The 15,643-nt window shown below is 68.3% G+C and carries 11 protein-coding genes; 5 read left to right on the plus strand and 6 right to left on the minus strand.

Going from position 1 to position 15,643, the window contains the following annotated elements:
- The first annotated feature begins 119 nt into the window (after positions 1–119).
- Positions 120–2,264: an NACHT domain-containing protein gene (locus VV02_RS17955; RefSeq protein WP_052593712.1), complete on the plus strand. Its 2,145-nt coding sequence runs from the start codon at positions 120–122 to the stop codon at positions 2,262–2,264.
- Here the strand turns inward: VV02_RS17955 and VV02_RS17960 are convergent.
- The 3 genes from VV02_RS17960 to VV02_RS17970 form a co-directional block, all read right to left on the minus strand.
- Entirely contained in the window at positions 2,234–2,845 is a 612-nt protein-coding gene (locus VV02_RS17960) for a class I SAM-dependent methyltransferase (protein ID WP_052593714.1), read from the minus strand. The genes VV02_RS17955 and VV02_RS17960 overlap by 31 nt on opposite strands.
- Entirely contained in the window at positions 2,838–3,500 is a 663-nt protein-coding gene (locus VV02_RS17965; RefSeq protein ID WP_052593716.1) for a phosphatase PAP2 family protein, read from the minus strand. Before VV02_RS17965 ends, VV02_RS17960 begins: the two co-directional genes overlap by 8 nt.
- 138 nt (positions 3,501–3,638) lie before the next feature.
- Positions 3,639–4,412: a protein-L-isoaspartate O-methyltransferase family protein gene (locus tag VV02_RS17970; RefSeq protein ID WP_342667841.1), complete on the minus strand. Its 774-nt coding sequence runs from the start codon at positions 4,410–4,412 to the stop codon at positions 3,639–3,641.
- Between VV02_RS17970 and VV02_RS17975 the strand changes: the two genes are divergently transcribed.
- The 3 genes from VV02_RS17975 to VV02_RS17985 are packed head-to-tail and all read left to right on the plus strand — an operon-like array spanning position 4,309 to position 9,976.
- Positions 4,309–9,021, plus strand: coding sequence for an ATP-dependent helicase (locus tag VV02_RS17975; protein ID WP_052597207.1), 4,713 nt, complete (start codon positions 4,309–4,311; stop codon positions 9,019–9,021). The genes VV02_RS17970 and VV02_RS17975 overlap by 104 nt on opposite strands.
- A 4-nt stretch (positions 9,022–9,025) precedes the next feature.
- Entirely contained in the window at positions 9,026–9,574 is a 549-nt protein-coding gene (locus VV02_RS17980; RefSeq protein ID WP_052593720.1) for an AAA family ATPase, read from the plus strand.
- A gap of 45 nt (positions 9,575–9,619) precedes the next feature.
- The gene (locus tag VV02_RS17985; RefSeq protein WP_157063448.1) at positions 9,620–9,976 is read left to right on the plus strand and encodes a VOC family protein; all 357 of its coding nucleotides are present in this window, start codon (positions 9,620–9,622) and stop codon (positions 9,974–9,976) included.
- Positions 9,977–10,031: 55 nt separating this feature from the next.
- On the opposite strand, the gene VV02_RS17990 is transcribed toward VV02_RS17985, so the two are convergent.
- On the minus strand, positions 10,032–11,204 hold the full coding sequence (locus VV02_RS17990) for an alpha-L-fucosidase (RefSeq protein WP_052593725.1): 1,173 nt from the start codon (positions 11,202–11,204) through the stop codon (positions 10,032–10,034).
- A gap of 164 nt (positions 11,205–11,368) precedes the next feature.
- On the opposite strand from VV02_RS17990, the gene VV02_RS17995 reads away from it, so the two are divergent.
- Positions 11,369–13,630 (plus strand): DUF4838 domain-containing protein, encoded by a 2,262-nt coding sequence (locus tag VV02_RS17995; protein WP_169787714.1) that lies wholly within the window; start codon positions 11,369–11,371, stop codon positions 13,628–13,630.
- Positions 13,631–13,667: 37 nt separating this feature from the next.
- On the opposite strand, the gene VV02_RS18000 is transcribed toward VV02_RS17995, so the two are convergent.
- A complete protein-coding gene (locus VV02_RS18000; RefSeq protein ID WP_052593728.1) occupies positions 13,668–14,324 on the minus strand; it encodes an RraA family protein in 657 nt (218 codons plus the stop codon).
- Complete coding sequence (locus tag VV02_RS18005; RefSeq protein ID WP_052593731.1) at positions 14,321–15,526, minus strand: mandelate racemase/muconate lactonizing enzyme family protein; 1,206 nt, start codon at positions 15,524–15,526, stop codon at positions 14,321–14,323. The genes VV02_RS18000 and VV02_RS18005 overlap by 4 nt, the downstream gene beginning before the upstream one ends.
- Between the last annotated feature and the right edge of the window lie 117 nt (positions 15,527–15,643).

Below are 15,643 nucleotides of genomic sequence, written 5' to 3' on the forward strand. Positions count from 1 at the left end.
GACCGAACCCGTTCTTGACGAAGCGACAAGACGATCCTGGGCCACCGCAGTCAGCGCCTCTGACACACTACGAACCTCCAGGGACGTTCCTGTCACACGGCGATTCGGGGGGATCACGGATGGAACAGCAGAATCCGCCGCCGTCCACCTCATCTCAGCCGACAAGGCAGCAGCGCACTCTGACGAGGTTTCTCAGCTCGCTTCTGACCCTGCTCATCCTGCCGGCAGCCTTCTTCTTCCTTCCGGTTCACTCACTTGAGGCGTGGCGAGAGCAGAACTGGTTGCTCGCCTTAGGCATCTTCGCGCTCATTGCCGGGCTGGTGGTCTGGGTCCTCGTCAAGGACGCCCGGGACGACGCCGCACCGGACATGGTGCTTCCGGCCATCGATCAGGCCGCCGCGGACCTTGCGAAAGCCGTCAGCGACGAGTGGAAGAACGAGGTCGGTAGCCGAGACCTCAGCAAGCTGCTGCCCGTCACGCTCAGACCGACGACCCGTTCGCTGATCAGATCCGGGCCGAGCGTCGGGGAGCAGGAGGTTCTCCTGCGTACGACTGAAGACGCCATGGAGGCGTACCTGGCCATTCCCAGCCGACGCTGTGTGATTCTCGGCGAGCCTGGCACCGGTAAGACGACGACCGCCGTGCTGCTGACCAGACAGCTGCTTGAGTCGTGGAAGCCTGAGCTCCAGGGCAAGCAAGTCAAAGCCGTACCCGTCTTCGTCTCGCTCGCTGACTGGAAGCCGCTGTCCAGCGAGGGCGCTGAGGCAACCGGGCTCCTCGACTGGATGAGCAGCAAGCTGTCCGACCAGTACCGCTTCCTGAACGACAAGCGGTATGGCGACAACGTGGCCATGGAGCTGATCAGAACCGGCCGGGTGCGCCCGGTCCTTGACGGGCTCGACGAGATCGGCATTCCCGATGACCCCGCTGGCACCAAGGCGCTTCAGGCCGAGGCGCTCAGCCAGATCAGCGAGGCGGCCGACGCGTACTGGTCACAGCCTGCTGAAGACCCCGCGGGTCTGGTGCTCACGTGTCGGGTGCGCGACCTCGAGGCCACGATGGGGGCTGGCGGAGTCCGCGGGGAGATCGAGGACGCCAGGGTCGTCGAGGTCCAGACCCTTGACCTGAAGGAAGCCAAGGCCTTCATCATGAAAGGTGCGACCGGTGTGCAGCGTGCTCACTGGGACACGTGGCTGGACACGGTGACGCACGGGGAGCCTGTTGCCGAGGCGTTCTCCCGACCGTTGTTCGTGTCCCTCGCCCGGGGATACCGCTTGGGCAACGGGGCTCCAGACGATCTGCAGCAGTGTCGAGACGTCCGATCGGTCGAGCGCAAGCTGTTGACCCATCTCGTGGAGAGCGCCTACGCCAAGCGCCCTGGGGGCGCAGCGGACCGCTGGGGCAGTACCAAGGCGGAGCGGTGGCTCGGGTTCGTCGCGAAGGAGATGAACGTCCGCGGTCTACGCGCCTTCACCTGGTGGGATCTGCCATCACTTCTCGGCCGTGCGCACAGCCTGCTTGCCGGGCTGATCGGATTCCTTCTGATCGCTCCCGCGGTGGCCATGGGCATCGCCATCGTCTTCAGCGATGCTCTCGGCACAGCGCAAGCCGTTGTCCTTGCTGGGGTGATCGGTCTCGTGGTCGGCAGCACCTTTGGCTGGCTGTCGATGCACACCGTGCCGCCACCTGCCGAGATGCACTTCGGGAAATCAGGCCGTGCCCGTTCGATAGCAGTGTCCGGGCTGCTCGTAGGCGCCCTCGGCGCCGCGGCCGGCATGGTCGCGGGAGGGCCAACGCTCGAACACGCGATCATGGGACTGATGCTGGCGGCTCCCATCGCCATCGCGTACGCAGGGGCGACCATCGACGCCAGCGTTCGAGTCGCTGGGTCCGGTCGCCTGATGCACAACGACATCGTCGTGGCGCTGGTGTTCACTCTGGCCTACGGAGTACCGATCGCGTTGGTCACCGCAACCGTCGCGCACCGGCCGGTGCTCGGCATCGTGTTCGGGCTGTGGGCCGGGCTGGCGGGCGGCCTGACCTACGGTCTGCCGTGGCTGGTCACCCTGCGACCAGAGCGGGTCGGTGTGATCGCGGTGGCACACCTCGTGGTTGCTCAGCTGATCAGTCGGGGTCGGTTGCCGTGGCAGGTCATCCCGTTCCTCGAAGAGGCGTGCAACCGTGGCGTGCTGCAACGAGTCGGCCCGGCCTACGAGTTCCGCCACGCGGACCTTCAGGAAGTGCTCGCGGACCGAGCGAAGTAGACCACCGCAGGAGGGGCATTCCGCCAGACGATGGGGCTGACCGTGACCTCGCCGAAGCAGGTCTGTAGCCGGCGATAGAACCGGGCGGCTGATGGCAGGACCCGACCATGGACGTACGCGAACGTGGTGAAGGTGCCACCGTCGGCCAGACCCTCGATCGCGGCGACGAGCAGTCGTTCCTGAAGCGCCTCGCCGAATCCCGCCCAAGGCAGCGAGCTGACGATGAGCTCCGCCCCGCCCAGACCGCGCTCGGCGAGCAGGTCAGGTAGCCGGACCGCGTCATCGTTGATCACGGTGACCTCTGGAAACCGGTCGGACAGCAAAGCCGCCAGGCGTGGGTTGGTGTCGATCGCCAGGTGTGTGCCGTGGCCGGCGAGACGTTGCTGGATAGCGCCGGTGAAGGCGCCGGTCCCGGGGCCGAGCTCGACCACGAGTGGGTCCCCGGCGGATGTCAAGGGCGAGATCGCCACCTGAGCAAGGGCCGGGGAGCTCGGCAGGACCGCGCCGGTCTGCACCGGGTGGCGAAGAAACTCGCGAAAGAAGATAGCTGCGTCGCCGTGCCTGCGGGCCGGCTCAGGCATGGATCAGGTCCGCATGCTGCGGTTGAGACGAGAGACGGCCCACCCAGCAAGCCGCGCCGGCGACCACGAGCCCGCCGAGCATGTCCGCGATGTAGTGCTGATGGACGAACACGGTCGAGGCCATGATCAGTGCGCACCATGCGGCGACGTAGCGACCGACCCGGGCGTTGTAGCGAAGCCAGTGCACGCCGATGATCACCGAGAACCCGGCATGCAGACTCGGGAAGCAGTTGTAGGCCTCGTCATTGCCGTAGACCGCCCGCAGCATCCTGGCGAACACGTCGTCTCCACGGACGACCGGCCGGGGAACGTGCGTCTGAGCGAACACATAGAACACGAAGGCGACGACCAGCAGCAGCACCGCTGAGACCAGCGCCGACCGCGCCAGCTGGGGTGCTCGGACCGCGAAGAGCAGGAGGCTCAACGGAGCGAGCGCCAGGATCGAGACGTAGGGCACGACGAGCTGCTTGACCAGCGGAATGTGCTCATCAATCGGCGTGCGGAGGTTCCACCGCGCTGGACCGTGATTGAGCGGGCCGTACAACGCGAACAGCCCGACCACGAGGAGGAAGAGCACCCCGAGAACGACCAGCTCGTTCCGGCTCGGACGGCGCTGGACTGCAGGCCGGGCCGCTTGAGGGATGTCACCAGCCATTGCGGCTACTCAGCGTGCAGAGTCGGCAGGAGTGGTCACGAGGAAACGCTAGTCCATGGTGGCTTGACGCGGCGGGGCAACAGCTGCTGCATCATCTACACCTGAGTCGTCTGGAACGCCGCGCCGAACCTCGCCGGATCACGATGCGCCCGGCTCGTCCAGCACGAGGGGCACGAAGCGGTACCACCCGTGCTCCTCCTGCCGCACCCCGTCCTCATCGCGGGTCACCCGCAGCATCCGGCCCTGCACCGGGAGCACCATCACGCCCCCGATCCCGACCTGCTCAACCAGCTGGTCCGGCAGCTCATCGGCCTCGGCCGACACGAGGATCCGATCGAACGGCGCCACGTCGGGCAGACCGAGCGTCCCAGGCGTGGCGACCCTGATCTGGGCCCACGTCTGCTCCGTCGCGTTGAGCGCACGTGCTCCGAAGGCGGCCAGCTCGGGGATGCGCTCGACTCCGAGCACCAGGCCGTCCGGCCCGACGAGCCTCGCCAATATCGCAGTCGTCCACCCTGATCCCGAACCGATGTCCAGGACCCACTGACCCGGCTGGACGTCAAGCAGCTCGAGCATGTCGAGTACCGTGCGCGGCTGCGAGTTGGTCTGACCCGAGCCGATCGGGACCGGCCCGTCGAGGTCTGCGAGAGGGACCTGTCGAGGGGGCAGAAATCGCCCCCGTGGTGTACGTCGCATCGCCTCAGCCGCGCGACGGCGAGCCTCCGAGTCCGTCATCCGTTCAGTATTGTCCTCCCGGACCATGCCGGGCGGCCTACCGATGTCGTACGCCGGTGGCAGGCTGAGCGGTATGTCCGCCCAGGTGCTCGACCGGTTCTCCCCTGCCACGCGTGCGTGGTTCACGGGGAGCTTCCGTGAGCCGACGGCGGCGCAGGCCGGCGCCTGGGATGCCATCAGCTCTGGCCAGCACACTCTGGTCGTCGCACCGACCGGGTCCGGCAAGACCTTGTCCGCCTTCCTCTGGGCCCTGGACCGGATGGCGTCCGAGCCGGTTCCGCAGGAGCGGTTGGCGCGCTGTCGGGTGCTCTACGTCTCGCCCATGAAGGCGCTCGCCGTCGACGTGGAGCGCAACCTGCGCTCGCCCCTCGTCGGGATCAAGCATGCGGCCACCCGGCTCGGGCTGCCCGAGCCTGACGTGACGGTTGCGGTGCGCTCGGGTGACACGCCAGCACAGGAGCGCCGCGCCTTCCAGCGACGCCCGTCCGATGTGCTGATCACGACGCCTGAGTCGCTCTTCCTCCTCTTGACCTCGAGCGCGCGCGAGGCTCTCGTCGGTGTCGAGACCGTGATCGTCGACGAGGTCCACGCGGTGGCCGGCACCAAGCGGGGCGCTCATCTCGCGCTGACCCTCGAACGGCTGGATGCGTTGCTGGACAAGCCCGCTCAGCGCATCGGGCTGTCCGCGACCGTGCGTCCGGTCGAGGAGGTCGCACGGTTCCTGGGCGGCGGGCGACCGGTCACCACGGTCCAGCCGCCCTCGACCAAGGAGTGGGACCTGGACGTTGTCGTGCCGGTGCCGGACATGGCCGAGCTCGGCCAGACCAACGGCCCGGGCGGCGCTCCCGACGACCCTCAGGAGCGCGCCTCGATCTGGCCCCACGTCGAGGAACGCATCGTCGACCTGGTCGTGCAGCAGCGGTCGACCCTGATCTTCGCCAACTCTCGCCGGCTGGCCGAGCGCCTGACTGCACGCCTCAACGAGATATGGCAGGAGCGGTTGGAGGAGTCAGCCGCCGCACCCGACGACGAGGCGACCACTCGGCGTACGACCGGGACGCCAGCTCAGCTGATGGCACAGTCCGGGCAGAGCCACGGTGCGCCGGCCGTCCTCGCGCGCGCCCACCACGGCTCGGTCAGCAAGGAGCAGCGCGCGCAGGTCGAGGACGACCTCAAGGCGGGCCGGCTGCCGGCGGTCGTGGCCACCAGCTCGCTCGAGCTCGGCATCGACATGGGTGCGGTCGACCTGGTCATCCAGGTCGAGTCACCGCCGAGTGTTGCCAGCGGCCTGCAGCGGGTCGGCCGCGCCGGCCACCAGGTGGGTGCGGTCTCTCGGGGTGTGCTGTTCCCGAAGTTCCGCGGCGACCTCGTGCAGACCGCCGTCGTCGTCGAGCGGATGCGGTCGGGCGGCATCGAGGCGCTCAGGGTGCCCGCCAACCCGGTCGATGTGCTCGCTCAGCAGATCGTCGCGATGTGCGCGATGGACGACTGGGCGGTCGACGACCTCGAACAGCTCGTCCAGCGCGCCACGCCGTTCGCCGCACTGCCCCGCTCCATCCTCGAGTCCGTGCTCGACATGCTGTCCGGCCGCTACCCGAGTGAGGAGTTCGCCGAGCTGCGGCCGCGCCTGGTCTGGGACCGCGTGGCCGGCACCCTCTCCGGTCGGCGCGGAGCGCAGTGGCTGGCCGTGACCAGCGGAGGCACGATCCCCGATCGCGGGCTCTACGGCGTCTTCCTGGCGGGCGGCAACGGGCCCGGGCGCCGGGTCGGTGAGCTCGACGAGGAGATGGTCTACGAGTCGCGCGTCGGCGACGTGTTCACCCTCGGCACCACGAGCTGGCGGATCGAGGACATCACCCATGACCAGGTGCTCGTGACCCCTGCGCCGGGGCAACCGGGGCGGCTGCCGTTCTGGAAGGGCGACACCCTCGGACGACCGGCCGAGCTCGGGCGGGCTGTGGGCGGGTTCGTCCGCGAGGTGATGGCGCTCGACGACGAGCAGGCGCGAGCCCGGGTGGCGAAGGCCGGGCTGGACACCTGGGCCGGTGACAACCTGCTCGCCTATCTGCGCGAGCAGAAGGAGGCCACCGGTCATCTCCCCCACGACCGCGCGATCGTGGTCGAGCGGTTCCGGGACGAGCTCGGCGACTGGCGCGTCGTCGTCCACTCACCGTTCGGCGCCCAGCTCCATGCACCCTGGGCACTCTGTGTGGCCGCACGACTGCGCGAGCGGTTCGGCGTCGATGTCCAGGCCATGCACGGCGACGACGGCATCGTCTTCCGGCTCCTCGACCTCGATGCCGGCTCCGACTCGGGCGATGGTCCGGCCGCGCTCGATGACCTAATGTCCATCATTGCGCTCGACCCGGACGACGTGCAGGACATCGTCACGACCGAGATCGGTGGATCTGCTTTATTTGCAGCACGATTCAGAGAGTGCGCCGCCCGCGCGCTGCTGCTGCCGAGGCGACGGCCTGGACAACGCCAGGCACTGTGGCAGCAGCGCCAGCGATCTGCTCAGCTGCTCGAGGTCGCCAGCCGCTACCCGTCGTTCCCGATCGTCCTCGAAGCCGTGCGCGAGTGCATCCAGGACGTGTTCGACGTGCCCGGGCTGGCCGACCTGATGCGCGACATTGCCGCCCGGAGGGTTCGCCTGGTCGAGGTCGAGACGACGACGCCGTCACCGTTCGCCAAGAGTCTGCTGTTTGGCTATGTCGCGCAGTTCTTGTACGAAGGCGATTCACCGCTGGCCGAGCGCCGGGCCGCCGCCCTCGCACTCGATCCCTCCCTGCTCGGCGAGCTGCTCGGTCAGGGCGAGGGCGCCGCGCTGCGGGACCTGCTCGACAGCGACGTCATCCAGCAGACCGAGGCCGAGCTGCAACGACTGGTCCCTGAGCGCCGCTGCCGCGACGCCGAGGACATCGCCGACCTGGTGCGGTGGCTGGGGCCGCTCACGCTCGATGAGATCCGCGAACGCTCCAACGACGATGTCGTCGAGCGCGTGGGCACCTTCGTCGAGGAGCTGATCACCGCGCGACGCCTGATCGCCGTTCGGGTCGCGGAGCGTGACTGCGTCGCGGCGATCGAAGACGCGGCACGGCTGCGGGACGCGCTCGGCGTGGCTCTACCGGTCGGCGTACCCATCGCCTTCCAGGAAGCCGTGGCCGACCCGCTCGGCGACCTGCTCGCCCGCCATGCCCGCACCCATGGTCCGTTCACGGTGCACGATGCCGCCGCTCGGTTCGGGCTCGGACGTGCGGTCGTCCACGACGGCCTGCGCCGTCTCGTGTCAGCGGGGCGTCTGATCGAGGGCGAGCTGCGACCGGTCGACCTCGGCGGTGGCCAGCACGGCACCGACTTCTGCGACGCCGAGGTGCTGCGTGTCCTCAAGCGTCGCTCGCTGGCATCCCTGCGCGCTGAGGTGGAGCCCGTGCCCGCGGTCGACCTCGCCCGGTTCCTGCCAGCGTGGCAGGGCGTCGGCTCGGGGCAGCGCGGTGCGGACGGGCTGCTGCGTGCGGTCGAGCAGCTCGCCGGAGCGCAGGTGCCTGCGAGCGCGCTGGAGACACTCGTGCTCCCGACGCGCGTGGTCGGCTACTCTCCTGGCCTGCTCGATGAGCTGATGGCCGGCGGAGAGGTCCTGTGGCAGGGACACGCAGCTCTGCCAGGTGACGACGGATGGGTGTCACTGCACATCGCGGACACGGCACATCTCACCCTCGGCGAGGGTGACCCGACGCTCGAGCTCGATGAGTCACATCGCGCCGTCCTCGACGGTCTCGCCGGCGGCGGCGCGTACTTCTTCCGCACCCTGAGCGATGCGGTGGGCGCGACCGACGACGCAGAGCTGATCACCGCTCTCTGGGACCTCGTGTGGAGCGGTCGCGTCAGCGCCGACACGTTGGCGCCGATCCGCGCCCTGCTGTCCGGCGGACGTACGACGCATCGCACCCGCCGCTCCGGCCCGCGCCGCACGCGACACGGCGGTCGGGCGGGCCTGGGTGGCCTCGGTGGCGGTCGGCCCACGGGGCCGTCCCGCAGCGGCCCGCCGACAGGCGTCGGGCGCTGGTCGACCTTGCCAGAGATCGAACCCAGCGCGACGGTGCGCGCACTCGCAGAGGCCGAGATCCTCCTGGACCGTCACGGTGTCGTAACGCGGGGTTCCGTTGCCGCAGAACGCATCTCGGGTGGTTTTGCGTCCGTCTACCGCGTGCTCGCGACGGCTGAGGAGTCCGGACGCGTGCGCCGCGGCTACTTCGTCGAGGGCCTTGGGGCGTCTCAATTCGCGACGGCTGGTGCAGTCGACCGGTTGCGTGCCCAGAGCCGGCCCTTGGTGTCCAGCGCGTCACCCTGGGAGAAGCCCCGCGACCGCGAGGAGTCACGTGCTGTGGTCCTGGCTGCGGCCGACCCGGCCAACCCTTACGGCGGTGCGCTGGACTGGCCAGAGCGGGTCAGGGCCGCAGCGGCCGACGACGCCACGAGCACATCGGCCGCAGCCGGGCACCGACCCGGACGCAAGGCCGGCGCGCTGGTCGTCCTCGTCGACGGTGCACTCGTGCTCTACGTCGAGCGCGGCGGCAAGACCTTGCTCTCCTGGAGCGACAACCCGGCCGACCTACGAGCGGCCGCCGACGCACTCGCCCTGTCGGTGCGTGAAGGTGCGCTCGGCCAGCTCACCGTCGCCAAGGCCGACGGCGACCGCCTGCTCGGTTCGGACCACCCGCTGGCCGCCGCACTGACCGAAGCCGGCTTCCACGCGACACCACGGGGGTTGCGCCTGCGAGCATGAAGCCATGGCGAGTCCCGACTTCCACGGCGTCGTGCTGATCGTCGGCGTTCCGGGCGCAGGCAAGAGCACGGTGGCCCGAGCCCTGGCCGAACGCTTCGAGCGATCCGCGTGCATCGAGGGCGACCTCATCCAGCACGAGCTGACCGCACGCGGTCTCGTCGCGCCGGGGCAGCAGCCGCCCGAGGAGGAGTACCTCCAGCTCGCGCTGCGCTGGCGCAACTGCGCCTCTCTTGCTGACAACTTCGTCGCCGCCGGGTTCACCGCGGTGGTCGAGCACGCGGTGTCGGTCCCGCTCTTCGTCGAGCAGTTCCAGCGTGACCTCACGGCGCGGCCGCTGTCGCTCATCGTCCTTGCACCCTGCCTCGAGGTCGCGCTCGCGCGAGATGCAGTGCGGCACAAGCAGGTTGCGCACCACTTCGTCCACATGGACGCCGAGATGCGCGAAAAGCTGCGCGACTGGGGCTGGTGGATCGACACGTCCGAGCTCACGGTCACCGAGACCGTCGACGCCATCATCGAGAGTGGCCTCAGCGCGGGTGCCCTCACACCCTGATCGATCTCGGTCGCCATGTCGGTGCACGCTCCTACGCTGAGAGCCATGGCACCCACACATCACACGATCGACTACATCGAGATTGCCGCTCCGGACGTCGCAGCCGCAAAGGCGTTCTACGAGAAGGCGTTCGGCTGGACCTTCAACGACTACGGCCCGGACTACGCCGGCATCTGCGCTCCGGACGGCGAGGGCGAGATCGGCGGGCTCAACCCCGGCCGCGCTGCCCAGCCCGGCGGTCCACTCGTCCTGCTCTACTCCGATGACCTCGCGGCCTCCGAGAAGGCAGTCGTGGACGCCGGCGGCACCATCGTCTCCGGACCGTACGAGTACCCCGGCGGCCATCGCTTCCACTTCACCGACCCCGGCGGCACCGAGCTGGGCGTCTACTCCCACGGCTGACGAGCCTGGCCTCCTGCTCGGAGCAGGGTCTCGCGAGCGATCGATGTTGTGATCCTCAGAGTTCAAAGCTGGTGACGGCGAGGTTGCGGATCGTGTGGGGCGCCTGCACTGAGACCTCGCCCCCGCCGGGCACGGCAACCACGAACTGCTCCGGTGCCTCGTCACCGAGCAGGTGGAGGAAGTCGGTGCCATTCGCGTGGGTGCTGACCACCCCTGGCGGGGTCTGGAGCCGGCTGGCGCGGGTGCCGTAGAGGGTGTGTCCATGGACCCGCAGCCAAGCGCCTACGGCGGCGAGCCGTTGACGTTGCGGTTCGGGCACCTCGCCGTCGGCGGTCGGGCCGACGTTGAGCAACAGGTTCGCACCGGCGGCTGCCGCGCGCACCAGAACGCGGACCAAGTCCTCGGCGGACTTGTAGTCGTGATCCCACTGGTGGAAACCCCACGAGTCGTTGATGGTGAGGCAGGTTTCCAGTGGATTGTCGCCGGGCAGGGTCTCGTTGAATCCGGACGTGTTGTTGCCGGGCAGGTCCTTCTCGAAGCCTTGGACATCCTCCCCGGGCTGTAGTTCCACGTGGCGGTTGTTCAGCACGACGGCGTCGGGCTGAAGCTGGTGGATCAACCCGTAGAGGTCTTCATAGCCGAAGGCACCACCTGGCTGGAACCAGTCGGCGTACTCGGGATCGTCAAAGGGCATCAACGGCCAGTCCCCGTCGAACCACACCTGCGCCAGTGGGCCGTAGCCCGTGCACAGCTCGCGGACCTGCCCGTGCAGAAATCCCACGTAGTCGTCCCAGGCCATGCCTGACGCCGTCCGCCGCGAAGCGCGGTAGGCGGGATGCGACCAGTCGATCAACGATACGTACACGCCGAGCTTCACCTCGTGCTTCGCGCAAGCCTCGGCTACCTCGGCCAGCGCGTCGCGCTTGAACGGGGTATTCGTGCACTTGTACGGAGACAGCGCGGTGTCGTACATGCTGAACCCGTCGTGGTGCCGAGTCGAATGAGTGAGGTAGCGCTGGCCCGCGTCGGCGGCGAGCCCGACCAGGTCGTCGGCGTCGAAACGCTCCGGGTTGAACTGCTCGGCCAGAGCCGAGTGATCCAACGGCACCTTCCGCAGGTCGTACATCGACCACTCGCCGGCGCCCAGCACTGAGTAGCTGCCCCAGTTGACGAACATCCCGAACTTCGCGTCCTGGAACCAGCGAAGCCCGGACTCAGACACCTGCATGGATGCTCCCACCACAGATCGACAATTGGTATTGCCAATCTGGCACGCGATAGGGCGCGCTCGCAACTCCATGTCTCTTGACAGGCCCAAGACGCCTCTGCTTCACTCGCCAGCGAGTCTGATTGGTAGGGCCATTTGGGGCAGGGCGCCAGAGGAGACAGATGATGACGAGCACCGATTCCTTCTCGAGCAACAACGCCAGTGGCGTGACGCGCAGGCGATTCCTGTCCGGTGCGACCGGTCTTGCGGTGACCGCGGCCGGGGCGACCCTCGAGCCGCAGACTGCCGCGGCCGCTGTGTCCCCTGCAAGACGGCCGATCCGGCTCGCGCGGAAGGGGCGTACGGCGTACCGCATCTATCACGGGGCCGCCGAAGGCCTGGTGGTGCGCCAAGCCGCTGAGGAGCTGGCGTCGTATCTGCATGGCATTACCTCGGCCACCTTCGACATCGTGTCGGCGGACGAACCGCCCGCGGACACCTCGACCTTGCTGGTGGTGGGTCGGGCGAACCCGCTGACCACGGCGACCAGGATCGATTTCACTGGTCTGGGCGAGGACGGCTTCGCGCTGCGGACGACCGGGTCGACGGTGTTCATCGCCGGGGCCCATCCTCGCGGGACGCTGTACGGGGCGTACTGGGTGCTTGACCGGCTGCTCGGCGTCCGCTGGTTCGCCGCCGACGCCACGACAATCCCGCACGCCGTGACCCTCGACGTGGCGTCCGACAAGCTGAACGGCGATCACGTACCCCGATTCCGCTATCGCCAGATCCTGGCGGGTAGCGGTAGCGACCCTGCTTACCGTCAGCACAATCTCCTCAACGGAGCCCGTGGCTGGGACGACGGGCAGATCGACGCGCCACCCGCGCCGGCGTCGATCAACACCTGGTCGCCCTATTGGCCGGCGGACCCGTTCGGCGGCAACTTCCATGTGATGGTTCCGGATCAGAGCCTCTGGGCCGGCGGCCAGCTGCAGTGCATGGCCCCCAAGACGCGGTCGATGGCCGCGGACTCCTTGATCAAGACGCTGAAGGAGCGGATGGCCCGTGGCGAGGATCCCTCCTTCGGTTTCGAGCAGCAGGACGCAGGCTGGACGCCGGACGCGGCCAGCCGGGCGTTCGCGGACCAGCATGGTGGCGCGTTGTCCGCGCCGGTCCTCGACCTGGTCAACGACGTGGTATCTCGCGTTCGCAAGCAGGTCCCGCAGGCTCGGCTCAGCACGCAGGCCTACCTGTTCAGCTTTCCCCCGCCGACCGGGATCGCCCCGGCGGACGGCGTTGTCATGACCATCGCACCCATCGAGGCGAACTTCGCCGAGTCGCACTTCACCGGGAGCAACCAGAAGAGCGGCGGCCACATCCGGGACTGGTGCGGGATCGCCAAGGACGTCGTCCTTTGGGACTACGTCACCAACTTCTCCTGCTACATCCAGCCCTTCCCTGACTGGTGGACGGTCGCCGACAGCATCAGGGGGCTGGCAAGATATCCGGCCGCGCAGGGGTACCTCGGTCAGTCGGCGTGGGACGCCCGCGGCTCCGAGTTCGTGAACCTCCGTGTGTGGGTTCTCAGTCGGCTGCTGTGGGAGCCCCATCTCGACGTCGATCCGCTGATCAGGGAGTTCCTCAAGGGCTACTACGGGCCGGCGAGCTCCCTCATCTACCTATACATGCGGTTGATGAGGGAATCAGTCAATCGGAGCAAGAGCGGCCTGACCTTGTACGACTCGGTCAAGGCGGAGTTCCTGAACTTCGACACGATGCGGCACGCCGACGTCCTGATGGCGCGCGCTTCCGACACCGTCCGGAGGCATCCCGATTTCGCCAAGCGCGTGCAGGCACTCCGGCTGGGGGTGGACTACGTGGTCCTGATGCGCAGCAACGAGTACCTGCGGATCGCGGCGGAGCGCGGGATCGACTGGGATCCCGATCGCGACAACAGGCTCGAGCGGTTCAAGGCCGAGATCAGTGCGGCCGGTCTCACCAGGTACCGGGAGGGCCGCGGGACACCCGAGGAGCTCCTGACCCTGGTCACCAACATGTCGGCACCCGCGGACCCGAGCATCATCAACGACGACAGCAGCCAGATCACCTACACCGGGGCTTGGCAGGTCAGCGCCGGACGATCCCTCGGCGACCACAACGACGACGTGCATTACACGCTGACCACCGGCGACAGCGCAACGATCACGTTCACGGGGACCGGGATCGACTACTACGCACCGAAGCATGACGACACGTCCTCCGCGCAGGTCACGCTCGACGGCGTCGACAAGGGCGAGTACGCTGCGCGGAGCTCCGACGGCACCTACCAGCCGCGGACCGTCATCTACGGCGTTCGCAACCTGCCGGCGGGGCAGCACACGCTGGCCGTGGCCAACGTGGGCAATGCGGCCTTTTTCACCGTCGACGGCTTCAAGATCATCACCTAGCGCACTCGCGGCACCGGCCCAGCGCCTGCTGCCTGCGTCACAGGATGCCGTGGCGTCGCCAGACGGCCCGCAGGCCGTCGCCGGCGAGCAGTTCGTGGAGCACACGCCTCTCGGCGACTGCCCGCGCACGGGCGCGTTCGAGTACCTCGTGCTCGGCTCCCTGGGGAATCACCACGATGCCGTCGTCGTCAGCCAGGAGCAGATCTCCTGGCTGCACAGTGACGCCGTCCAGGATGACGGGCTCCGCCTGGGCGACCACGCGCATCCGGGCGCGATAGTCGATCGGTCGGTTGCCACGGGTGAATGCGGGAAAGCCCAGGTCTGCGATCTTGGGGGTGTCGCGCAGACATCCGTCAGTGATGACGCCGCTCGCGCCGCGGCCGATAGCGGCTGCGCTAAACAGCTCGCCCCAGAAGGCCGATCGACTGCTGTTGCCCGTGGCAACCACGGCGACGGAGCCTGCCTGTAGCTCGTCGATGAAGTCGATCGCCTCGTCGTAGGGGTTCTCCGAATCGAGTGTCGTGGGAGCGAACTGAACAGTGGCGGCACGACCGAAGACGCGCATCCCCGGCACGACTGGGCGGATGGCTGGGGAAAGCACCTGATGGCGGCGGCCGACGGCGTCGAGGGCATCCGACAGGATCGCCGACGTGAGCCGCTCGTCGCCCGGCTCTGCCACGAACCCGGTGGTCATCCGGCCAGCTCCTGCGCTGGGCCGATCACATGGCCGTTGCCCGGCTGGAAGGGGAACCGCCGCTCGACGTCCTCGGCGAGGCGTACGCCGAAGCCCGGTGCAGCTGGGACCAGCAGGTGCCCGTCGATCAGCTGCGGAGGCGCGATGATCAGCGCGTCGCGCAGCGGGTTGTCCAGCGTGCAGTACTCGAACAGTCGCACCTTCGGATGACTTGCGCAGACGTGCAGATTGGCCATCAGTGTGACCCCGCTGCCCCAGACATGGGGCACGCAGGCCAGCCCGTGCGACGCCGCGAGATCGGCAACCCTGGCGAACGCGGACGGCCCGCCGACGAAGGAGACGTCCGGCTGGACGATATCGACTCCGCCCGCGCCGATCAGTGTCTCGTAGTCATGAACGGTGCCGTGCGACTCGACCCCGGAAACCGGTACGTCTAGCGCTCTCCTGACCTCGGCGTAGCCGGCGACGTCCTCGGCATGGCAGGGCTCCTCGTACCACCGGGCATCCAGCTCGGCGCACACGGCGCCGACCCGGATCGCATCCGGGATAGACCATGGCTCGGCAGCACAGCCCTGCACCGCGTCGAGAACGAAGCGCGTGCCGGCCGGAAGGCGCGGCACGACATGCCGCATCAGCTCAATGGTGGTGTCGGGATCACGCATCGCGCGGAACTTCACCGTGCGCAGCCCGCGGCGCACCTGCTCCAGGGCCCAGTCGGCCACCTGTTCGAACGTGGTCCCGAGCCCGCCACTGGCATAGACCTCGATCCGATCCTGCCGCTGTCCTCCAAGCAACTCGTAGGCCGGCAGGCCGAGGCGGTTGCCAACGGCATCGAGGCAGGCCGCCTCGATGGCCCCGATAGTGCCGCTCGCGATCCCACCCCTAGCCCAGAACGCGGTTCGGGCGCGTAGGTGATCGCCCACCAGTAGCGGGTCTGGGAAGCGCTGACCTTCGATGTACGGGCGCAGCGCGTCCAGGATGCCCGGGACCGCGGGCGTGGCCATGATGCCGGCGCCGACCTCGCCGAGGCCCGTGCTGCCGTCCGTCAAGGTGACCTCGACGAGGGCCGCGTCCCAGGAGCGGATCACCCCGCCCACCCAGGTCAGCTCGGCGCCAGGCGGGTAGACCGCCGAGAGCAGCACAGGACGCACCGCCGCGATCGTGAGCCGACGGTCTGTCAATGCTGCTGCGTTGGCGGTCATGGTCACGTCGCTCCTGAGGCGGCAATCATTGGAAGGACCAATGTGTCACATGCAAGCCAGTCCCGCCAGGCGAGGTACGCTATTTCCTGCGCTTCTTGAGCACCCCGCTCACGAGTG

This window comes from Luteipulveratus mongoliensis, assembly GCF_001190945.1.
Classification (GTDB): domain Bacteria; phylum Actinomycetota; class Actinomycetes; order Actinomycetales; family Dermatophilaceae; genus Luteipulveratus; species Luteipulveratus mongoliensis.